This window comes from Archangium sp. Cb G35, from assembly GCF_001896145.1.
GTDB lineage: Bacteria > Myxococcota > Myxococcia > Myxococcales > Myxococcaceae > Archangium > Archangium violaceum.
Genome location: NZ_MPOI01000011.1, coordinates 498507 through 520602 on the forward strand (window position 1 = coordinate 498507; position 22096 = coordinate 520602).

Sequence of the window (22096 nt, forward strand, 5' to 3'; positions counted from 1 at the left end):
GGCCTGACAGGCCGTCATGACAGTCCGTCAATGTGAGTGCGCGTGACTGCTCTCCGGGTCAACAGAGCCCGGATGATCGCCCACCAGGCGGCCAACCGGCCTACCTCCCTGGGCCGTGCCCGCCACCCAGGCGGGGCATGTACGCCCTTCACATCCCCCTCCACCTTACGAGCCGCGTGGTAGGATTGTTTTCCCCCGAGGCCGTCACCCAAGCAGGATCCCCCCTCCTGGGTTCGGCCCGGTCTACAGAGAGAACCTGTATGGATGCCATCGCCGTGGTAGGATTGGGCTGCGTCCTGCCGAACGCCCTCCGCGTCTCCGACTTCTGGGCCAGCGTTTCCACGGGCAGGGTGTCCCTCTCGAAGGTGCCCGCGCGCGCGTGGGACCACTCGCTCTACTTCCACCCGGACCGCACCATGCCGGACCGGGCGCATGCGGAGCTGGGCGGCTTCATCCACGACTTCGTCTTCGACTGGCGCAAGTACAAGGTCACCCCCGCGGACGCCCAGCAGGTCAACCCCTTCCAGTGGATGGTCCTCGAGGCCGGCACCCAGGCGCTCTCCGAGGTGCGCGTGCTGCCCCGGGACACCACCGGCATCATCCTCGGGGCCACCAGCCTGGGATGGCAGCGCGACAGCGGCATGCACGTCCGGCTCGAGGACATGCTGGACGCGGTGCGCTCCACGGACGAGTTCCACGCGCTGCCCGCCACCCGGCAGCAGGAGTTGCTCGAGGTCACCGCCCAGCGGGTGCGCTCGCGCCTCAAGGAGTGCAGCGACGACAACGTGGTGGGCTCCTCGGCCAGCGTGGCCGTGGGCCGCATCAACATGCAGTTCGATCTCAAGGGCCTGCACTACTCGGTGGATGCGGGGTACTCGTCCTCGCTCGCGGCGCTGGACCTGGCGGTGCGAGGGCTGCGCGACGGCGAGTTCGACCTGGCGGTGGCCGGCGGCGTGAGCGAGATGCTGACGCCGCTGGAGTTCATCGCCTTCTCCAAGCTGGGCGGGCTGTCCCACAAGGGCCACGTGAAGCCCTTCTCGGACGAGTGTGACGGCACGCTGCTGGGCGAGGGCGTGACGCTGTTCGCCCTCAAGCGGCTGGAGGACGCGGAGCGGGACGGGGAAACCATCTACGCGGTGCTGCGCGGCGTGGGCGGCTCGTCGGACGGGCGGGGCAAGTCGCTGGTGGCGCCCCGGCGCGAGGGCCAGGCGCTCGCCATGCGCCGTGCGATCGAGGACGCGGGCCTGTCGCCGGACTCCATCCAGTACGTGGAGTGCCATGCCACGGGCACGCCGGTGGGCGACGTCAGTGAGGTGCAGGCGCTGGCCAGCGTGTACTCGGGCGCGCCGGGCTCCATCGCGCTCGGCTCGGTGAAGGCCAACATCGGCCACCTGCGCGCGGGCGCGGGCGGCGCCGGACTCCTCAAGGCCGTGCTCGCGCTGCACCACGGGCAGATTCCGCCCCAGCCGGGCGTGGAGCGCGTCAACCCGAAGCTGGAGCTGGAGCGCACGCCCTTCTTCATCCCCCGCAAGGCGCAGCCGTTCCGCGCCGGCACCCTGCCGCGCGCGGCCGTCAGCTCCTTCAGCTTCGGCGGCAACAACTTCCACGCGGTGCTGGAGGCCTGGCAGCCCGGCACCGAGCGCAAGTCCGCCCCCCGCCAGCGCCAGAGCGAGCCGCTGGCCATCGTCGGCATGGGTGGCATGTTCCCCGGCGCCACCAGCGTCCAGGCGTTGTGGAAGCGGCTGCTCGAGGGCCACGACGCCACGCGCGAGGTGCCCAGGGACCGCTGGAAGGTGGAGCGCTACCACCACACGGACCGCAAGGACCGGACGTACACGAAGCTGGGCTGCTGGCTGGATGAGCTCCCCACGCCGACGATGGAGATGCGGATTCCCCCCGCGGCCTGGGCCTCGTTGGACCCCTCGCACGTGGTGACGCTGCTGAGCACCGAGCAGGCCCTCCAGGACGCGGGGTACTCGCCGGACAAGTGGAACCGGGACCGGGTGGCGCTGGCGCTGGGCTTCCTGCCCTACCAGGGCATCAAGTTCCTCGCGGACACGCGCGTGCGCTGGGCCGAGTTCGCCCGGGAGCTGCGCGAGACGATGGAGAAGTCCGGCCTGCCCGAGGAGCTGCGCGGCCTCATCCTGCGCAACGCCGAGGAGCGCTACAAGGCGGGCCTGCCGCCCATCAGCGAGGACAGCCTCACCGGCTACCTGGGCAGCCTCAACGCCGGCCGCATCTCCGCGCTCTACGACTTCCACGGGCCGCACATGGTGATGGACTCGGCCTGTGCCAGCTCGCTGGCCGCGCTCCACGGCGCCTGGAAGCTGCTGCAACACCGCGAGGCGGACGTGGTACTCACCGGCGGCGTGTGGGCCGACATGTCCCCCGAGTTCTTCATCGCAGGCTGCCGCTTCAACGCCCTGTCCGCCAAGGGGAGCCAGCCCTTCAACGCCCAGGCGGACGGCTTCGTCCCCGGCGAGGGCGCCGGCATCCTCGTGGTCAAGCGGCTGTCGGACGCCGAGCGCGACAAGGACCGCATCCACGCCGTCATCCGCTCCATCGCCGGCTCCAGCGACGGCAAGGGCCGCTCCGTGCTGCCCCCCAGCGAGATGGGCGAGACGCTCGCCATGCGCCGCGCCCTGGCCGCCGCCAACGTGCCTCCCGCCAGCGTGGACTACGTGGAGTGCCACGGCACCGGCACCGCGCTGGGTGACGTGGTGGAGACCAAGTCCACCCACAACGCCTACAGCGAGGGCCGCACCCGCCCCATCCTCATCGGCTCGGTGAAGTCCAACATCGGCCACCTCAACGCCGCGGCCGGCGCGGCCGGGATGATCAAGGTCACCCGCGCCATGCAGGAGCGCATCATCCCGCGCTCCCTCAAGAGCGAGCCGCGCAACCCGAAGATTCCCCAGGGCATCGAGGTGGTGACGGACAACCGCGAGTGGCCCGCTCCCGCGGGTGGCGCCCCGCGCCGCGCCGGTGTCAGCTCCTTCGGCGTCGGCGGCTCCAACTTCCACGCCATCCTCGAGGAGTACAAGGGACCGCCCTCGCGTCCGGACAAGAAGGAGAGCGAGCCGGCGGAGGGAGACCCGAAGCTCGTGGCCGTGGCGGGCGCGGATGCGCGCGCGTGCCTGGAGCAGCTCAACGCCCTGTGCGAGCAGCAGGGCCCGCTGGAGGACACGCGCCACACGTCCGAGGGCCCCTGGCGCGTGGCCATCACCGCGCGCACCCGCGACGAGCTGCGCAAGAAGCGCGACTTCCTGCGCAAGACGCTGGAGGCCGGCGGAGACACGGAGCCCCTGGGCCAGTCCGGCATCTTCGCGGCGGGCCCGGACGCGCCCCTGCGCGGCGCCAAGGTGGCCATCACCTTCCCCGGCCAGGGCGGCCAGTACGCCAACATGCTGCGCCCGCTCGCCCGCGCCTACCCCGTGGTGGCCCGGACGCTGGAGGAAGCGGACCGCGTCTACCTGCGCCTCACCGGCCGCACGCTGACGAGCAGCTTCTACACGGAGGACGCGAAGAACTACCGGCAGAACGACGAGGACATCCACGCGGCCGTCTTCCTGGTCAACGTGGCCCTCTACCGGCTGCTGGCGTCCCACCGCATCCACGCGGACATGGTCATCGGCCAGAGCGCGGGCGAGCTGGCCGCCCTGGTGGCCGCGGGCAGCCTCTCCCTCGAGGAGGGCCTGCACGCCATCCACTCGCGCACCGTGGCCGTGCTGGAGATGCCCACCGAGGACCCCGGGCAGATGGCCGCGCTCGCGTGCCCCTCCGAGGAGGTCCCCGCCCTCATCGAGGGCCTGCCCGGCTACGCCACCCTCGCGGCGGACAACGGGCCGCGCGCCTGCATCGTGTCCGCGGACCGCAACGCCCTGCCCGGCCTGGTGGAGCGCTGCACCGCCCGGGGCATCGAGTGCACCGTGCTCGCCGTCTCCCACGGCTACCACTCGGAGCTCATCGGCGCGGCGCGCCCCGCCTATCTGAAGGTGCTGGAGGGGCTGACCTTCCACGCTCCGGCGGTGCGCCTCGTCTCGACCATCGACGCGGCGGAGTATGGCAACCGGCCGCTGCGTGAGTACCCGTCGTTCCTGATCAGCCAGTTCGTCGAGCCCGTGCGCCTGCGCCAGGCCATCGGCGAAGCCCACAACCAAGGCGCCCGCATCTTCATCGAGGCAGGCCCCAAGTGGTCTCTCACCCAGTTCACCCGGGAGATCCTCAAGGGGAAGCAGCACGGCGCCATCGCATCGATTCATCCCAAGGTAGGTGACATGGAACAGTTCAAGCGCGTGGTGGGATATTCATTCGTGAATGGCGTCGGCCAGCTCTCGGAGGACGCCACGGCCGCCACGTCCGAGGTGGAGCAGGCGCTGCTGCAACTGCCCCTCGAGGGAGTGCTCGAGCCCGCCACCGCCTTGAAGGTGGCCATCGCCCTGGGCCGCGAGTTCGGCGTGGACGCCTCGGTGGCCCAGCCGGAGAACCTGCGGACGTTCGAGGCCATCATCTCGCTCGTGGAGCAGCTGCGCACGGGCCAGGCCGCGGTGGCCAGCGCCCCCGCTCCCACGAAGGCGCCTCCGGCCGAGCCCGCTCCGGCCGCCCCGCAGGTCACCACGGTGCAGAAGTCCATCGCGCTGGAGGAGGAGGTCCGCCGCGTGCTGCTGGACACCGTGGTGGCCAAGACGGGCTACCCGGAGGACATGCTGGAGATGAACCTCGATCTCGAGGCGGATCTCGGCATCGACACCGTCAAGCAGGTGGACATCTTCGCGCGCACCCGCGAGCACTTCGGCGTCACGCGCGATCCCAACCGCGCCCTGCGTGACTTCAACACGCTGAACAAGGTCGTCGAGCACATCGTCGAGCGCATCCTCACCACCGGCGGTGGTTCCGCCCAGGCCGCCGCGCCCGCTCCGGCTCCCGCCCCCGTGGCGGCCCGGCCCACTCCGGCGGCTCCGGCCCCCGCTCCGGCCCCGGCCGCTGGCCCGGCGATGCCCACCTCCACCATCGCCGCCTCGTTGGATCTCTTCGAGCAGGTGCGCGACGTGCTGATGCGCAACGTGGTGGAGAAGACGGGCTATCCCGAGGACATGCTGGAGCTCGACCTCGACCTCGAGGCGGACCTCGGCATCGACACCGTGAAGCAGGTGGACATCTTCGCGCGCACCCGCGAGGCCTTCGGCGTCACGCGTGACCCCAGCCGCGCCCTGCGTGACTTCAACACCCTGCGCAAGGTCATCGAGCACATCGTCGAGCGCATCCAGAGCACGGGCACCCCCGCCGCGCCCGCCCGGGCCGCCGCGCCCGCCCGGGCCCCCGCCCCCGCTCCCATTTCCGAGCCGCCCGCGAAGCGCTCCGGAAACGGCGGTCCGCGCTCCGTCCGCGACGCGCTCCTCTCCCTGGATCTCCGGCTGGCCGGAGTGAAGGACGGGGAGCTGCGCAAGCTGGCCGAGGCGATGTCCTCGCAGCTGGGCATCACCGCGCCGGAGACGGAGCCGGTCCACTCGCTGAGCGAGCTCGCCCAGAAGATCGTGAAGGGCCGCTAGACCGTGCAACCCGATACCTCCCAATACCCACTGCTGGAGGATGTCTCCGAGGTGTTCCGCGGCGAGAGCGCGGTCGCCAAGCGCGACGTGCACCTGCCGCGGGAGCTCGACGAGGAGATGCGGCCGCTGCCCGCCTCGATGGAGCTGGAGTTCCTGGCCGAGGTGGGCGCGCTCGTGTACCCGGACCGCGTGCTGGTGGGGATGAGGGACGTGCGCTGGTTCCTGCGCGCCTCCCAGCCCTCGTCCGCCGCGCGGCTGGTGGGGCGTGCCCGCCGCGAGGGGGACGGTGAGGTCTCGGTCTTCCTGTCCATGGAGGTGGTGAACACCAGCGCCAACGCGGCGCACGAGGAGGCCTCCGAGGAGCCCATCCCCGTCTGCCGCGCCGTGCTCCAGTTCGCCCACGCGTACGGGCCCGCGCCCTGGCCCCAGCAGCAGCAGATGCTGGCCCCCAAGTCGGAGAACCTCCAGAACGGCCGGCAGCTCTATACTTCCGCGGGCGGACAGGGCGATGTGCCCGAGTCGCTCCAGGTCATCTCCTGGGCCCGGCTGTGCGAGCTGGGCCGCATCCAGGGTGGGCTCGTCCACCCGCGCGTGTTGTCCAAGGTGCTGCCCGCCAGCCGCATCCAGGTGGCGCCCGCCGCCATGGAGGGCGCGCTGCACATGGTGAAGTGGCTCTGGTACGCCTTCTCCGGAGAGGGCTCGCGCGAGATGGCCATCTCCGACGCCACCTGGTTCCGAATGCCCCGGCGCGACGAGCGCCTCATGTGCGACGCCCGTCTGAGCGGCGCCAGCAGCGGGCTCGCTTCTTTCGACGCCCACCTCCTGGGCCAGGACGGTATCCCCGTGCTGGAGTTGCGCGGCATCGGCATGGCCTCGCTGCCCACCGAGGACGTCGCCCCCACCCTTCCCCGTCTCGCCTGGCAGTCGTTCGTCAAGAGCCTCTCACCGCGATGACCTCTTCCACGCACATCCCCCTGGCCATCATCGGGCTCGGGTGCCGCCTGCCCGGCGCCGACTCCCCGTCGCGTTTCATGAACCAGTCCCTGGAGGGGATGCGCGCCCTGACACGGGCCCCGGCGGAGTGGGGCGCGGGCCTCGGCCTGCACCATCCGCTGGTGGGCGGCTTCGCCCCGGAGGAGGGCAAGGACTGGAAGCAGTTCCGCCTGCCGCCCAACCAGGTGGAGAAGATGCACCGCATGGAGCGGCTGCTCCACCTGACGCTGCTGCAGGCGGCGCAGGACGCGGGCTATGGCCCCGACAAGAGCCCCGGCGGCCGCTGCGCCATCTACCTGGGCGCCACGGGCCTGGGCGTGGACGTGAAGGTGGACCAGACGGTCCGCATCCGCTCGCCGGAGTTCCGCGAGCACCTGTCCGCCATCCTCCAGGGCCGGAGCGACCACGCCCGCATGCTGGAGGCGGTGGATGGCTACATCGCGCAGCACGCCCCGCCCATCACCCCCGAGTCCGTCCCCACCACGGCCACCATCGTGGCCGGCCGGCTCTCCGGCCTGCTGGACACGCGCGGTGGACACCTCGCGGTGGACGCGGGGACGGCCTCCTCGCTCGCGGCGCTGAAGTTCGCCTCGCTCTCGCTGCAGCTCGGCCACAGTGACGTGGCGGTGGTGGGCGCGGTGTCCCCGCTGCTCAGCCCCTCCTCCTTCGGCATGCTCTCCGCGCGCGGCTGGCTGGCCGAGCAGGAGCTGCTCGCGCTGGATGGGCGCGCCTCGGGCACGCTGCCCGGTGAAGGCGCCGTGGCCCTGGTGCTGTGCCGGCTGGACGACGCGCTGGCGGACAAGCAGCGCATCTACGCCGTCCTGCACGGCGTGAGCGCCGAGGTGAACCTCAAGCAGGGCCTCTCGCGGTTGTCGCGCATGGTGGACAAGGCCGCGCGCAACTGTCTGGACATGGCCGGTATCGAGGCGGAGCTGGTGCGGCACGTGGAGCTGCAGGCGTGCGGCGTCCCGGGCCTGGAGGACCAGGAGCTCATCGGCCTCAAGGCCGCGCTCAACGCCATGCGCACCGAGCCTCTCACCTTCTCCACCGCGGCCCCGCAGGTGGGCTTCCAGCAGGCGGCCAGCGGGCTCGTCTCGGTGATGCGCGCGGCGCTGTCGCTCCATGGAGGCGTGCGCGCGCCCGTGGCCGGCCTCACCTCGCCGCGGCATGGGACGGAGGGCTCGCTGGAGTGCCTCACCCGCCCCATGAAGCTGACACCGCGCAGCTACGTGGGCGTCAGCTCGCTGGGGTGGAGCAACATCGCCTACCACGCGCTGCTCGGGCCCGCGCCGTCCCACGAGACGTGGGCGGACATCCGCCCGGTGCGTCCGCCCAACCAGAAGTTCGCCATCGTCGGCATGGGCGCCATCACCCCGGGCGCCTCCGACTCGCAGGCCCTGTGGACCAACATCGTCTCCAAGGCGGACGCCATTGGAGATCTGCCCACCTCGCGCTTCGACGCGCAGCACCTGCTGGGCGCGCTCATGGGGCCCAAGGAGATGGTGCCCCGGCTGGCCGGTACGGTGGAGCTGCCCTCGCCGGATGCGCGCTGGCTCCGGCTGCCGCCCAACCAGGCCGCGGCGCTCGACCCCGCCGTGCCCCTCTTCGTCAAGGCGGCGGAGGAGGCACTCGGACAGGCGGGCTACGAGCCCGGTGGGTGGAACGGGCGGCGCGTGCAGGTGGTGGTGGGCCAGCTGCCGGTGCGTGCCAAGGAGTTCGAGACCGAGCTGCGCTTCGTCCTGGAGCGCTACCTGTCCATGGCTTCCGAGGCCCTCCGGGCCCAGGGCATGTCCGCCGAGCACGTGGCCCCGCTGCTCGACGCGGTCCGCCAGCGCGTGGTGGGCAAGCTGCCCCCGCTGGATGAGAACACGTCCCAGTACTACTCCAGCCTGCCCGTGGCGGCGCGGCTGGCCGCCATCCACGACTTCACCGGCGGCGTGCTGATGGTGGACGCGGCCTGTGCCAGCTCCCTGGCCGCGGTGCACACCGCGATGATGTCGCTGGCCAACCGCGAGGCCGACATCGTGGTGGCCGGCGGCGTGGCCTTCAACCTGGTGCCGGAGTACTCCGCCTCCCTGGCCGTGCTCGGCTTCCTGTCCCCGCGCGGCACCTTCCCCTTCGACGATCGCGCGGACGGCTTCGTCCCGGCCGAGGGTGCCGGCGCGGTGGTGATCAAACGGCTGGAGGACGCGGAGGCGTCGAAGGACAAGATCCTCGCCGTCATCTCCGGCATCGGCTTCTCCAGTGACGGACGCGGCACCACCCTGCTCTCCCCCAATCCCAAGGGACAGGCGCGGGCGGTGGAGCGCGCGCTGCAGGAATCGCACGTGCGGGCGGATCAGATCGGCCTGCTCGAGGCGCACGGCCCAGGCACGAAGGTAGGCGACAAGACGGAGGCAGATGCCTACGGCGAGGCCTACCAGTCGCGTGGCCGCGACAACCCGGTGCCCATGGGCACCCTCAAGTCGCAGATTGGCCACACCTCGTCGGCCTCCGGCCTGCTGGGCCTCATCAAGACGGCCTTCGCGGTGAGCGAGCACTTCCTGCCGCCCATGAACGGCGGCGAATTCCCCAAGGCGGACATCCCCTTCGACCGGTTGCCCATCTCCCTGTCGCTGGAGGGACGCCCGTGGCCCGTCCCCCGCGAGGGCCGGCGCTACGCGGGAGTGAGCGCCTTCGGCCTGGGCGGGTCCAACTACCACGTCATCCTCGAGGAGCACGACAACGCCCACCGCAAGCCGTGGACGGCGGATCCGCTGAGCGCCACCGCCAGCTACCCCCTCCCCAGCCGAGGCCTGTCCGCGCAGCGCTGGCGCGTGGACCTGGTGCCGTTGGCGCTCTCCTCGGAGAAGCGCTACCAGTTGCAGGGCAAGAAGCTGCTGCTCGTGGGTGACGAGCCGGGCCTGGTGGCCGCCTTCACCCGTCTGCTGCTGGGCAAGGGCGTGCGCGTGGCCACGGTGTCGGTGGCGGGCACCACGGATGCCATGGAAGTGGAGCGCCGGGTGCGCCGCGCCAGCGAGGAGCTGGGCGGAGCCGATGGTGTCATCGACCTGGGCGCCTTCGGTCCGGTCGAGTACTTCCTCACCCTGGGCAGCGCGCGCTTCGGGCGGCGGATGGCGGAGACCACCGCGCGCTGGCACGGCACCGGCCGCGCCATGTACGAGCGCCTGCGGGACGCGAAGGGACGCACCGCCTGCTACGTGGCCGTCACCTCCATGGGCGGTGACTTCGGCTTCGTGGGGGATGGCGGCAACGTGATGGGCGGCTCCATGTCCGGCTTCCTCAAGGGGATGAAGCAGGAGCTGCCCGGCGCCGTCATCAAGACGATCGACTTCGAGCCGCGCGCCTCGCACTGGGTGGTGGCCGAGACGGTGGCCCGCGAGCTGGAAGAGGGCAGCGACCGGACGGAGATCGGCTACATGGCCAGCCGCCGCTTCGTGGTGGGCCTGCGCCGGGCGGACTTCCCCAAGGAGGGCAGCCAGGTGCTGCGCCGGGTGGACCCGAGCTGGGTGCTGCTCTTCTCCGGTGGCGGGCGCGGGGCCGTCTTCGAGGTGGCCAAGGCGGTGGCGCGGCTGGGCCCCAAGGTCATCGTCACCGGGCGCACCCCGGCCCCCACGGGCGACGAGCCCTACCTGGCGCTGGACGACACCGACTTCAAGACCTTCGAGAAGGAGGAGATGATCCGCCGCAAGAAGGCGGACCCCACCCTCACTCCGGTGAAGTTCAAGGAGGCCTTCGAGCCCTACGAGCGGGCACGCGAGCTGTGGCGCAACCTCCAGGAGGTCTACGCCCAGGGCCTGTCCATCGAGTACGAGACGTGTGACTTCCGCAACGCCGCGGACGTGCGCGCCATGGTGGACCGGGTGCGCGAGTACCACGGCCACATCGACGGCATCGTCCACGGCGCCATGGTCGAGGCCTCCAAGAGCCTGCCGGACAAGACGACGGGCATCGTCGCCGCCACCATGGAAGTGAAGGTGCTCGGCCTCATCAACCTGCTGGAGGCCACGCGGCGCGATGACCTGAAGCTGATGATGTGCTTCGGCTCCGGCGCGGGCCGCTTCGGCAACAAGGGCCAGACGGACTACAGCGCCGCCAATGATTTGATGAGCAAGTGCGCCATGGCGTACGCGCACCGGGCGCGCCCGCACATGCGCTGCGTCACCATCGACTGGACGGCGTGGGAGAGCGTGGGCGCCGCGGCACGCAACATGGACGTGGTGCGGAGCACCGGCGTCTCGTACATCACCCCCGCCGAGGGCTCGTACTGGTTCATCAACGAGCTGCTGCTCGGCCGCACCGAGCGCGAGGTGGCCATCTTCGAGGAGCGGCTCTTCCGCGAGTGGCCCTTCCTCGGCGCCTCCGCAGACGGCCCGGACGCCCGCACCGTCTACGACGATCGCGGCTTCCTGCTCGTGCCCTCCGACTACCCGATGATCGACTGCGTGGAGCAGCACGGGGCGGAGACGTTGGTGGCCACGCGGACGTTCGACCTGAACACGGACCCGTTCGTCCTCCAGCACCAACTGGACTCGGTGCCCATCATGCCGGGCACGTTCGGCTTCGAGATGCTCGGCGAGGCCGCCGCCCTCTTCCGGCCAGACCTGGCGGTGCTGCGCGCGGAGAACCTGCGGATCGAAACGCCGCTCAAGTTCTTCAAGGCCCCGCACGGCTCCAAGGGCAAGCCCGTCCACATCACCCTCACCGCCCGGGTGCTCAAGCAGCAGGGCGACGAGGTGACGCTCTACGTCGAGTCCGCGAGCGATCTCGCGCTGGGTGGCCGCTCGGACCAGACGCAGCGCCGCATCCACCAGCAGGGCATCTACGTGCTCGGGCCGCCGCCGCGCCACGAGCCGGGCAACGGCAAGCTGCCGGAGGCACTGCCGGGCTCGCGCGCGCGCTCCATCTTCCACCTGGCCAAGGAGCCGCTGTACCTCGGCCCCCTCTTCTGCCGCGCCGAGTGGGTGTACGTCGGTGAGATCGAGGTGGAAGGCATCATCCGCGCCCCGCGGCAGCGGGAGATCTTCACCCACGTGGCGCGGCCGCGCTTCCAGTTGGATCCACTGCTGCTCGACGCCGCCTTCCAGGTGGCGGCCAACTGGGACGGCCACCACAACAACCTCGTCTCCGTGCCCATGGGCGTGGAGCAGTTGGTGCGCGGGCGGCAGCGGCGCCTGGGCGAGTCCGGGCACGTGAAGGCGAGGATGGTGAAGGTGGAGGGCGATGACGTCCTCTACGACTTCGAGGTGCGTGGCGAGGACGGCGCCCTGCTGCTGGGAGGCACGGGGCTGTGGTTCCGCCGGCTGCGCCGGGGAGAGCGCCGGAGTGCGGAAGGCTGAGCGGCTGCGGCTGCCCGGCGGCCGGGAAGTCGTGCTCGGATGGGGCGAGGTGGGGCGGGAGGACGGCTCCACCCTCTCGCCCCTGGAGCGCGCGGGGCTCGCCCTATGCAGGACGGACAAGCGGCGGCGGGAGTTCGTGGCGGGCCGGCTCGCCGCGCACCGGGCCCTCGCGTTGCTGGAGCCAGAGGCGCGCGCGGAGGTGACGGCGCGCGCGGACGGGCCGGATTCCGGGAGGCCCCTCTTCTCACCCGCGCGAGGGCTCGCGCTCTCCATCTCCCACAGTGGGGAGCTGGCGGTGGCGGCGGTGTCGCGCGGGGGAGCGCTGGGCGTGGACCTGGAGCAGCGGGTGGAGGCCGGCGGGGCCTTCCTGGAGGAGGCCTTCGCGCCGGGCGAGCTGCAAGGCTACGTCCCCGTGTGCGCGGGGCACCTGGACCCGGTGACCGCCGCGTGGGCCCTGAAGGAAGCAGTGCTCAAGGTGTGGGGCGTGGGGCTGCGCGCGCCCCTGCAGAAGGTGGCGCTGCGGCCGGTGCTGCTCCAGGCCGGGGGGGACGCGCTGTCCCTGCGGGTGACGCTCGAGACGTGGGCGCTTCCACCCGGACTGGGGGAGCCGCCCCCGGCACTGGCCGCGCTCCTGGTGGCGTGGCCGGCCGGGGGGGTGCTGGCCCTGGCGGGCTAGCTCAGGCGACCGACTCGCCACCACCCGTCCCCGGAAGCGGCGGGGGGAGGGAGGCCGCGGCGGCGGCGGCGCGTTCCTTGCGGCTCTGCCAGTCGTACTCGCCCACGAAGGTGCTCACGCGCTCGGCCACCAGCCGCATCTGATCCGCGGCCTCGTCGCTGGTGCGCAGGCTCGCCATCGTCTGGTCCATGATCTTCGTCAGGTCGTTCACCGCCTGGAAGATCTGCCCGATGCCCTGGTTCTGCTGCGTCACGGCGGCGGAGATCTGCCGCACGGAGCTCACGTTGTCGCGCACGATGCCGGACAGCTGCCGGATGTTCTCACCGAAGGACTGCAGCTGCTGCACGCTGCCCTGCACCTTCACGGAGCCGCCTTCCGTCATGTCCGCCGTGACGCGGATGGCCTCGCTCAGGTCCTGCAGGATGCCCTGCACGCTGTAGGTGGCCTTGATGGACTGGTCCGCCAGGCTGCGGATTTCGCGCGCCACCACGCTGAAGCCCTTGCCGTGCTCGCCCGAGCGCACCGCCTCGATGGCGGCGTTGAGCGCCAGCATGTTGGAGCGGTCCGCCAGGCTCTTCACCGTGGTGGTGATGTTGGCGATCTGCCGCGCCCGCTCGTCCAGCGAGCGGATGCTCTGCGCCATATCCATCACCTGCTTCTGGATGTCGTGCATGCCCGAGAGGCTCTTCTCGAGCGCGGACTCACCGGCGCGGCCGATCTGATCCGCGCGCTCGGCCTGCTGCAGCACGTCCTCCGCCTTCTGGGCGGCCACCATCGACGTCTGCTTGATTTCCTGCGCGGTGACCTGCGTCTCCTGGAGCGACGCGGCCTGGATGGAGAGCGCCTCGGTCTGATCCTTGTGCGAGTCGTTGAGCGCCTCCGCGGAGGTGCCCAGCAGCTGCGCCGAGTCACTCAGCGAGGAGGAGAACGTCCGCAGCCGCTCGAAGGCCGACGCGGTGGAGATGGACAGGTCACCCACCTCGTCCGTGGCCACCCAGTCCGGCAACGAGGGCCGGCCCGAGGCAATCGACTCGATGGACTTCTGCACGGCCTCGGTGCCCTGGCTCTGCTGGCGCGCCAGCTCCCAGGCGCACCACGCGGCCGCGAAGATCATGAAGCCACCGACGCACACCACCGGCACCACGATGGTGCCCAGGATGCTGGCCACGTCCGCGCGCAGCTGCGTCAGCACCGTGGCCGGCACCAGCCGGGCCAGGTTGGTGAACAGCTCTCCGAAGCCGTACTGCGTCTTCTTGTAGACGATGATGCTCGTCACCGTCAGCGTGGCGAGCACGAAGAGGGCGAAGCAGTAGGGCAGGAACCAGCGCATCTTGGGCCACGAGAACCCGCTGTCGTCCACGCGCGCCTGCGGGTACTTGTGGAACTCCTCGAGCGCGTAGGGGCGCAGCAGCCGCTCCATCCTCAGCGCCATGCGGATGCCCACCACCTTCGCCAGCACCAGGAAGGAGGCCACCGTCAGCGGCACGTCCCAGGGATCCAGCCCGTACAGCACCGTGGGCCAGCCCGCCCACAGCACGCACGACACGCCGTAGCCCATCCACGCCCCCATCTCGATGCGCCGGGGAGCCTTGAGGATGCGCTTCAGCCTCTCGCCGGGCATCTCGTCCGCGCGAGCCGTGAGCGCGTTCTTCAGCTCGAACCAGATGAGCGCCAGGGGAAGGAGGACGCCAAACACCGGCGTCAGCGTGCCAAAATTGACCCAGGTGACGAACCAGGCCCGGTCCGGAGGCAGTCCCAGGGTCAGCGTGATCATGTAGGCGACGGGGCCCAGGGCCGTCAGCATCGCCAACTGCTGCTCCAGGACGAACTTGAGAACCAGCCGCTTCAACTCAGCGTTGCTCATGGATGGGCGGCATCCTAACACTGTTCGCCTGAAATGCCGTTTTCCGTCCGCGCTGCTCGGCACGCACATGGCGTGAAGCCGCTCCCTCGGCAGGAGTGTCGCCATCCACCCTGTAGCATCGCGTCAAAGCGACCCGCCGTATCGGGGAGGCCTCTACCCTCTCCGAGCAGTCAACACGCACCAGGAGACCGTACCGGTTCTTTTCGGCTTCACATATCCTCGCAAGCCCCCACAGCAGGCAGTCGATCAGCCGCACATCAGGAGGTGTGAGTGCTTCCCAACCAGCGAGGACCCGGACAAGCCATTGTCATTGGCGGCAGCATGGCGGGACTCTTGAGCGCCCGGGTGCTCTCGGAGCATTTCGAGAAGGTCATCATCCTGGAGCGGGAGCGGTTGCCGGAGGGCCCCGAGGCGCGCAAGAACGCGCCGCAGGGACGCCACATCCATGCCCTGCTGGAGGCCGGGCTGACGGTGCTGGACGGCCTGTTCCCCGGGCTGGTGCAGGACCTGGTGCAGGAGGGAGCGGATCTCGTCGACCTGGCCCGGGACGCCGCCTGGTTCCAGTCCGGCAGCTGGAAGGTCCGCTACGAGGGAGGCCCCCGCTCCATCCTCGTCTCCCGGCCCTTCCTGGAGTGGAAGGTGCGCGCGCGGGTCACCGCCCTGCCGAACATCGAGGTGTGGCAGGGCTATGGCGTGGAGGAGCTGCTCACGGACGCCTCGCGCACGCGCGTCACCGGGGCGAAGGTGAAGGGCCCCGAGGGCGAGCAGACGCTCGAGGGCGGGCTGGTGGTGGACACCAGCGGCCGGGGCTCGCGGGCCCCGCACTGGCTGGAGGCGATGGGCTACGGCCGCCCGGAAGAGGAGCAGGTGGGCATCGACCTGGGCTACACGAGCCGGCTCTACGAGCGCCCCGCGAACTTCGACGCGTGGAAGATCCTGGTCGTGAACGGCCGCGCCCCCGAGGCGAAGCGCTCGGGCTTCATCTCCAACGTGGAGGGCGGACGGTGGATCGTCAGCCTCAACGGGTACTTCGGAGACCACGCGCCCACCGATGACGCGGGCTTCCTGGAGTTCGCGCGCGGGCTGCCCTCGCCCCACCTCTATGAATACATCCGCGACGCGAAGCCGCTGACCGCGCCCGTCTCGCACAAGATTCCGACGAGCCGCTGGATGCACTACGAGAAGATGGCGCGCTTCCCGGAGGGCTTCGTGCTCCTGGGCGATACCGTCTGCGCCCTCAACCCCGTCTTCGGCCAGGGCATGACGGTCGCCTGCCTCGGGGCGAAGCTGCTCGGGGAGAAGGTGGCCCGGGCGCGCACCTCGCCGGAAGGCCTGCACGCGGGGCTGGCGCGCGGCTTCCAGAAGGAGCTCAGCAAGATCGTCGGCCTGTGCTGGTTCCTCACCACCACCATGGACCTGGCCTACCCGGAGACCCGGGGCAAGCGGCCCTTCGGGCTGAAGGCCGTGCAGTGGTCCGTGCAGAACATGATCGACCTGACCTCGTTGGACGCGAAGGCCTGCCACGCCTTCTACGAGGTGCTGCACATGCGCAAGGGGATGGAGGGGCTGCTGCAACCGGGTTTCGTCTCGGCGCTGATGGCCTACAACCTCAGGAGCCTGTTCGTCCCGAGGGAGCAGCGGGCCAACCTCACCACCCTGCCCCCCGCGCCCGGGCGGACGGTGCCCCCGGCGGCGCCCGGCGAGCGGGACGTCGCCGCATAGCGTCACGCACGCCTGCCCGGGCTCCGGCTCCCAGCGGTCATTTGGCGGACCGGGGAGGGAGTTGTAGAACTCCACCCCCGACACGGTCGTCCCCCTTCTGGGAGCCCCCAATTGAAGCCTGAAGCAGCCAAGTCCGAGGCGGTTCGGAGCGTCGCCGTCGCGGCCGCCTCCGCCCCGAGCGAAGTCACCAAGACAGCGGAGTTCCAGCCGTACATCCCCGCCGAGCGGAGCGACGTCGCCGAGTTCACGCCCAAGGCCATCGGCATCGGCGTGCTCTTCGGCGTCATCTTCGGCGCCGCCACGGTGTACCTGGCCCTGAAGGCCGGCCTGACGGTCTCCGCCTCCATCCCCATCGCGGTGCTCGCCATCTCCCTGCTCAAGAAGCTGGGGGGCTCGACGATCCTCGAGAACAACGTGGTGCAGACCATCGGCTCGGCGGGCGAGTCCATCGCCGCGGGCGTGGTGTTCACCCTGCCCGGCTTCCTCTTCCTGAGCACCGACAGCAAGGGCTCCAGCTTCTTCGAGTACTGGACCATCTTCACGCTGGCGCTGCTGGGCGGTGTGCTGGGCACGCTGATGATGGTGCCGCTGCGCCGCTCGCTCATCGTGAAGGAGCACGGCAACCTGCCCTACCCCGAGGGCACGGCGTGCGCCTCGGTGCTCATCGCCGGTGAGAAGGGCGGCAACCTGGCGAAGATCGCCTTCCAGGGCGTGGGCTTCGCCTTCGTGTACGCGCTGCTGCAGAAGATCGTGAAGCTCATCGCCGAGACGCCGGCGCTGGTGACGAAGCAGACCAACAAGTACTTCCCGTCCGCCACGCTCAACGGCGACATCACCCCCGAGTACCTGGGCGTGGGCTACATCGTCGGCCCGAAGATTGCCGGCGTGCTGGTGGCCGGTGGCGTGCTGGCGTGGCTGGGCATCATCCCGCTGCTGGCCACGCTCGTGCCGCCGGATGCCATCGCGCGGCAGCTGGTGAAGCTGGGCAACCTGCGCAGCCTCACCACGGCGGGTGGCCCGGGCGGGTGGGACCCCGCGACGCACACCTTCGGGAACATGGCCACCGCCATCTACTTCGCCTATGTGCGGCAGATCGGCGCGGGCGCGGTGGCGGCGGGCGGCTTCATCACGCTGCTCAAGACGCTGCCCACCATCGTCGCGGCCTTCAAGGAGAGCCTGACGTCGTTCAAGGAGGGCACCGGTGCCACCGCGCAGAAGCGCACCGAGCGCGACCTGCCCATCACCATCGTGCTCTTCGGCAGCGCGGGCCTCATCCTGGTGATGGCCGCCCTGCCCTTCCTGCCGGGTACGGTGTTCGGCCGGCTGCTGCTGGGCATCCTCATCGTGGTGTTCGGCTTCTTCTTCGTGACGGTGGCCTCGCGCATCGTGGGCATCATCGGCTCATCCTCCAACCCCATCTCCGGCATGACGATCGCCACGCTGATGGCCACCTGCCTCATCTTCGTGGGCATCGGCTGGACGGGGGACATCTACCAGCCCATGGCGCTGTGCGTGGGCGGCATGGTGTGCATCGCCGCGGCCAACGCGGGCGCCACGTCGCAGGACCTGAAGACGGGCTACCTGGTGGGCGCCACCCCGAGGGCGCAGCAGCTCGGCCTGATGATCGGCGCGGTGGCCGCGGCCATCGTCATCGGCCTCACCATGAAGCTGCTGGACACCCCCACCGCCGAGATGCGCGCCCAGGGCATCGAGCACATGATCGGCTCGCCCGCCTTCCCCGCCCCGCAGGGCACGCTCATGGCCACCCTCATCAAGGGCCTGCTGTCCTTCAACCTGGACTGGCAGTTCGTGCTGGTGGGTGTCTTCCTGTCCATCACGATGGAGCTGTGCGGCGTCAAGTCGCTCTCCTTCGCCGTGGGCGCCTACCTGCCGCTGTCCACCACCGCCCCCATCTTCGTGGGCGGCGCCATCAAGGGCCTGTCCGACTACATGGCGAAGCGCAAGGGCGAGCACGTGGAGGAGTCCGAGCTCGGGCCCGGCAACCTCTTCTCCACGGGCCTGGTGGCCGGCGGCGCGCTGGCCGGCGTCGTGGTGGCCATCCTCTCGGTGAACGAGGGCGTCAACACCGCCATCTCCAAGCTGTCGGTGGAGCACACCCTCCAGGGTGCGGTGGGCGCGGGCGGCTATCATCTGATCGGCGTCATCGCCTTCGCCCTCATGGGCTTCCTGCTGTACCGCATCTCGCGCCGACCCTCGCAGGCGTAAGCACTCCCCTTCGTCAGTCCGGAGCGCCCGGTGGGAGAACATCCCACCGGGCGCTTCGCTTTTCTTCAAGGGAATAGGACTCCAACTTAGCTGTAGAATTTCAACGGGACTTCAGTTAAAACTCAGAAGACAGGAGAGTCCTGAGGATCCGGTCGGCATCCGCGAAGGAGGAGAGTCCCATGTATGAGCTCAGCCAGCGTGTCGTTCTGCTCGTCGAGGACAACGCCGATGACGAGTTGATGACCCTCCGGGCGTTCCGCAGGAGCAACCTGCACAACCCGGTGGTGGTGGTGCGCGACGGGGCCGAGGCGCTCGACTACCTCTTCGTGCAGGGCAAGCACGCCCATCGGGATCCCTCCATCCGGCCGCAGGTGGTGCTGTTGGATCTGCACCTGCCGCGCATCGACGGCCTGGAGGTGCTGCGGCGCATCCGCGCCAACGAGCAGACGCGCATGCTGCCGGTGGTGGTGCTCACCTCCTCCAAGGAGGAGCGCGACCTGGTGGAGAGCTACGAGCTGGGGGTGAACAGCTTCGTCCACAAGCCGGTGGACGTCACCGCCTTCTTCGAGGCGGTGCGGCAGCTGGGCATGTACTGGCTGGTGCTCAACGAGCTGCCGTCCGCGGCCGCCGCGCCCCGGAGGACGGCGTAGGAGGCGCTGTTGGATGGGACACGCTGCCTTCCCCGTGGGGCAGCGGTCTGCCAGATGGAGAACGCTCGCCTGCTCATTCGCATGAAGATCGAGCGGGCAGTCCTTATCTCGCGTCAGGCGCATCACGTCGCTGCGTCAGGCGTCTCCAAATAATGAATGGAGACATGGGCCCACTTCCGGGCCTCTGGGGAGGAGCCGATGAGCACAGCCCTGGTGAATCGAGCCTCGGTGCGCGCTGAGGAGGCGCGTGCCCTGGATGCACGGGAGCAGCGCAACAAGGTGCGTCAGGAGCTCGCCCGGAACATGTCCGGCCGCTCGATCATCGAGCTGGCGCTGGATGTGCCCCGGGGCACCGCGTCCAACGAGGACTGCCAGCACCTCTTCCTCGCCGGGCTCCAGCGCCTGGAGCAGGAGCTGGGCACGGCGCCGGCGGAGATGTTCGAGGACGCGGCGGGCTACTACGGCCTCTTCGTCACGGAGCTGCCCGCTCTGCTGGCGCGCCGCCGGGCCAGCCGTATCGAGGGCGAGGCCGCGTGGGACCGCCAGCTGGGCATCGAGTGCTACGGCCTCGCCGGGAGCCTCGGGACCACGGGCAAGGTGCCGCGTGAGGCGGTGGGCGGCCCCGCCTCCCGGTAGCCGAGGCCGCTATCCGCTCGTGGCCAGCACGCGCACGAGCGGCTCCATCGCGGCGTTGAAGACCTCCGGTGCCGGCAGCAGGGACAGCACCAGGAAGGCTCCGCCGGTGAAGTCGTAGAAGTAGCCCGGCTGCACGCACACGCCCGCGTCGAGCAGGGCCAGGCACGTAGCCTCCTCCCCGGGCTCCAGTGGAACGCGCAACACGGTGCTCCATCCCCCCTGAGCGGGCAGGACGTCCCAGCGGGCATCCGCCGGGCGGGCCTGGAGCAGCCGGCGCCGGTTCTCCTTCACCCGGGCCAGCAGCGCCCGTTGGAAGCGCGGCGCGTGCGCCAGCAGCCCCGGCAGGGCGAGCTGCACGGGCGTGTTCACCGGCAGGTACGTGTCCGCCACCAGCTCGAGGCGGGCCAGGGCCTCCTCGCGGAGGGCGCCGGGCCCACCCACGTGTGTCCACCCCAGCTTGAGGCCGGGCAGCCCCGCCACCTTGGACAAGCCGGAGAGGGAGAAGGTGAGCATGGGCAGCTCGCGCCCGGCCACGGTGGGTACCCGGCCCGGCTCCTCGTCCCAGGCGAAGTCGGAGAACACCTCGTCCGAGAGGAGTGCCAGCCCGGCCTCCGCGCACAGCCGCCCCAGGGCCGCCAGCTCGCCCTCGTGGAGGTAGTGGCCGGTGGGGTTGCCGGGGTTCACCACGAGCACGGCGCGGGTGCGGGCGTCCCGTGCGGCGGCCACCTCCTCCACGTCCAGGCCGAAACCGTGCGCGCGCGGCAGGCGGTAGGTGCGCGCCTCCACGCCCTCCAGGCGCGTGAGGTACTCGAAGAGGGGGTAGCTGGGCGCGGGGACGAGCACGTTGTCCCCGGGCTCGCACAGCAGCTTGAAGAGCCAGCCGTAGGACTCGCTCGTGCTCGCCGAGAGGACGAGGTGCCCGGGGGAGACGTGGGCGCCGCGGGAGGCCAGGTGCGCGGCCACGGCCTCGCGGGCCGGGAGGAGCCCCTGGGGTTCGGGCGCGTAGCCGAGGGCCCCGGGAGAAGCCAGCAGGGCCGGCTCGGGGGCGGGCAGGCCCACGCGGGTGGGGTTGGTTTCGGTGAGGTCCAGCAGGGGGAGACCGCGTTGGCGGCGCTCGTCGAGCGCTCGGGCCAGGGGGTTCCAGGTGCGGGGGAAGCCGGTGCGGGCGGAGAAGCCGCTCACAGCCCCGTCTGCAACATGGCGGAGGCGACGAGACGGATCAGCTCGCGGCGGATCTCCTTGCGGCAGTGCTCGACGGCCTTCGGATGGGGAGAGGGCAGCGAGTCGGCGCGGGAGCGGATGGCGGTGCGGACCACGAGGTCGACCTTGGCGGGCTCGATGTGGAAGAGCCGCTGACCATCCTTCTGGAGGAAGTAGGAGATACCGCGCGCATCGAGCAACTTGGAGAGGTAGCGCCTTGCATCGGCGAGGAGCGAGAGGTCGATGATGTCCGCCATTCGCGTGGCGTTCTCGCGCAGATCGAAACATGCGTCCATTTCACGGCCGTGCAACACGAAAACTTGCACTCGCGCGCGCATTCGGATCGCCGCGGAGGCCGATTTATCGGCCTCGCGCGCGTTCGGGCACGAGTGGAGCGAGCACCTTGCGGAAGGCGGCGTGGCGGCGGCGGGAATCCTCCAGGTAGGGAACTGGACCGAGGACCTGGATGTGATGGCGCTCGGAGATGAGGGCGGGGTTGTCGCGCTCGGAGGGATCGCGAGAGGGAGTGCCGCGCGAGAGGAGCACGGCGGCAACAGGGATGTTGCGCGCGGCGAGGGCCTCGAGGGACAGGGCGGTGTGATTGAGAGTGCCCAGGCCGGCGCGGGCGACGAGCAGGACGGGGAGCCCGAGGGTGGAGATGAGATCGATGACGTCGTGGGAGGAGTCGAGGGGGACGAAGAGACCACCGGCCCCCTCGACGACGACGGAGCCGTGGCGGACGCGCTCCCAGGCGGAGAGGGTGGTGTTCCAATCCGGCTCGCGGCCGAGGCGGCGAGCGGCGATGCCGGGGGCGAGGGGCGCGCGGAAGCGGTGGGGGCAGACGATGTCGAGCGGCAGCTCACTCCGGGCGGCCTCGCGAAGGGAGAGCGCGTCGGAAGGAGCGGAGAGGGAGGAACACCCGCTCTCATAGGGTTTGAATCCCTGGGGGGAGAACCCGGCATCGGCGAGCAGGGAGAGCAGGGCCCGAGAGGCCTGCGTCTTCCCCACCCCGGTATCCGTACCGGTGACGAAGAACCGCGGCCATTTCCCTGCGGAGCGCGGCCATTTCCCCTCTCCCTTCGGGAGCTGATCATTAGTCACATCTCCAGCTCCCCCTCGGAGCGCCCCTCTGGAAGATGCTTGGTTGCTTGCTCCTTCCAAGGGGATTCTCCGAGGGAGAAATGAGGGGCAGGCCAGATGTGGCTAATGATCAGCTTCGGGAGAGGGACGGGGTGAGGGTG

The 22096-nt window shown here is 70.4% G+C and carries 12 protein-coding genes; 8 read left to right on the forward strand and 4 right to left on the reverse strand.

The window, feature by feature from the left end; genetic code table 11:
• Window positions 1-260: 260 nt before the first annotated feature.
• Genes BO221_RS32720 through BO221_RS32735 form a run of 4 tightly spaced genes read left to right on the forward strand, consistent with a single transcriptional unit; the run spans window position 261 to window position 12557 of the window.
• Window positions 261-5549 carry a type I polyketide synthase gene (locus tag BO221_RS32720; protein WP_073564744.1) on the forward strand — a complete coding sequence of 1763 codons (5289 nt, stop codon included), beginning with the start codon at window positions 261-263 and terminating at the stop codon, window positions 5547-5549.
• A gap of 3 nt (window positions 5550-5552) precedes the next feature.
• Window positions 5553-6503 (forward strand): hypothetical protein, encoded by a 951-nt coding sequence (locus tag BO221_RS32725; RefSeq protein ID WP_073564745.1) that lies wholly within the window; start codon window positions 5553-5555, stop codon window positions 6501-6503.
• Window positions 6500-11881 carry an SDR family NAD(P)-dependent oxidoreductase gene (locus tag BO221_RS57430; protein ID WP_073564746.1) on the forward strand — a complete coding sequence of 1794 codons (5382 nt, stop codon included), beginning with the start codon at window positions 6500-6502 and terminating at the stop codon, window positions 11879-11881. The genes BO221_RS32725 and BO221_RS57430 overlap by 4 nt, the downstream gene beginning before the upstream one ends.
• Window positions 11868-12557 carry a 4'-phosphopantetheinyl transferase superfamily protein gene (locus BO221_RS32735; RefSeq protein WP_073564747.1) on the forward strand — a complete coding sequence of 230 codons (690 nt, stop codon included), beginning with the start codon at window positions 11868-11870 and terminating at the stop codon, window positions 12555-12557. The genes BO221_RS57430 and BO221_RS32735 overlap by 14 nt, the downstream gene beginning before the upstream one ends.
• A 1-nt stretch (window position 12558) precedes the next feature.
• Here the strand turns inward: BO221_RS32735 and BO221_RS32740 are convergent, their stop codons facing one another.
• Entirely contained in the window at window positions 12559-14421 is a 1863-nt protein-coding gene (locus BO221_RS32740) for a methyl-accepting chemotaxis protein (protein WP_073564748.1), read from the reverse strand.
• 321 nt (window positions 14422-14742) lie between these two features.
• Between BO221_RS32740 and BO221_RS32745 the strand changes: the two genes are divergently transcribed.
• The 4 genes from BO221_RS32745 to BO221_RS32760 all read left to right on the forward strand — a co-directional run bounded on the left by BO221_RS32745 (window position 14743) and on the right by BO221_RS32760 (window position 19655).
• Complete coding sequence (locus tag BO221_RS32745) at window positions 14743-16143, forward strand: NAD(P)/FAD-dependent oxidoreductase (protein WP_073564749.1); 1401 nt, start codon at window positions 14743-14745, stop codon at window positions 16141-16143.
• A gap of 111 nt (window positions 16144-16254) precedes the next feature.
• Window positions 16255-18369, forward strand: a complete 2115-nt coding sequence (locus BO221_RS32750) for an OPT family oligopeptide transporter (protein ID WP_083681707.1) — start codon at window positions 16255-16257, stop codon at window positions 18367-18369.
• A 179-nt stretch (window positions 18370-18548) separates the two neighbouring features.
• Entirely contained in the window at window positions 18549-19019 is a 471-nt protein-coding gene (locus BO221_RS32755) for a response regulator (protein ID WP_073564750.1), read from the forward strand.
• Window positions 19020-19217: 198 nt separating this feature from the next.
• On the forward strand, window positions 19218-19655 hold the full coding sequence (locus BO221_RS32760) for a citrate lyase holo-[acyl-carrier protein] synthase (protein ID WP_073564751.1): 438 nt from the start codon (window positions 19218-19220) through the stop codon (window positions 19653-19655).
• A 9-nt stretch (window positions 19656-19664) separates the two neighbouring features.
• On the opposite strand, the gene BO221_RS32765 is transcribed toward BO221_RS32760, so the two are convergent.
• The 3 genes from BO221_RS32765 to bioD form a co-directional block, all read right to left on the reverse strand.
• A complete protein-coding gene (locus tag BO221_RS32765; protein WP_073564752.1) occupies window positions 19665-20837 on the reverse strand; it encodes a pyridoxal phosphate-dependent aminotransferase in 1173 nt (390 codons plus the stop codon).
• Window positions 20834-21151 (reverse strand): hypothetical protein, encoded by a 318-nt coding sequence (locus BO221_RS32770; RefSeq protein ID WP_233166341.1) that lies wholly within the window; start codon window positions 21149-21151, stop codon window positions 20834-20836. The genes BO221_RS32765 and BO221_RS32770 overlap by 4 nt, the downstream gene beginning before the upstream one ends.
• Before the next feature lie 64 nt (window positions 21152-21215).
• On the reverse strand, window positions 21216-21956 hold the full coding sequence (bioD, locus tag BO221_RS32775) for a dethiobiotin synthase (RefSeq protein ID WP_073564753.1): 741 nt from the start codon (window positions 21954-21956) through the stop codon (window positions 21216-21218).
• Window positions 21957-22096 lie beyond the last annotated feature (140 nt).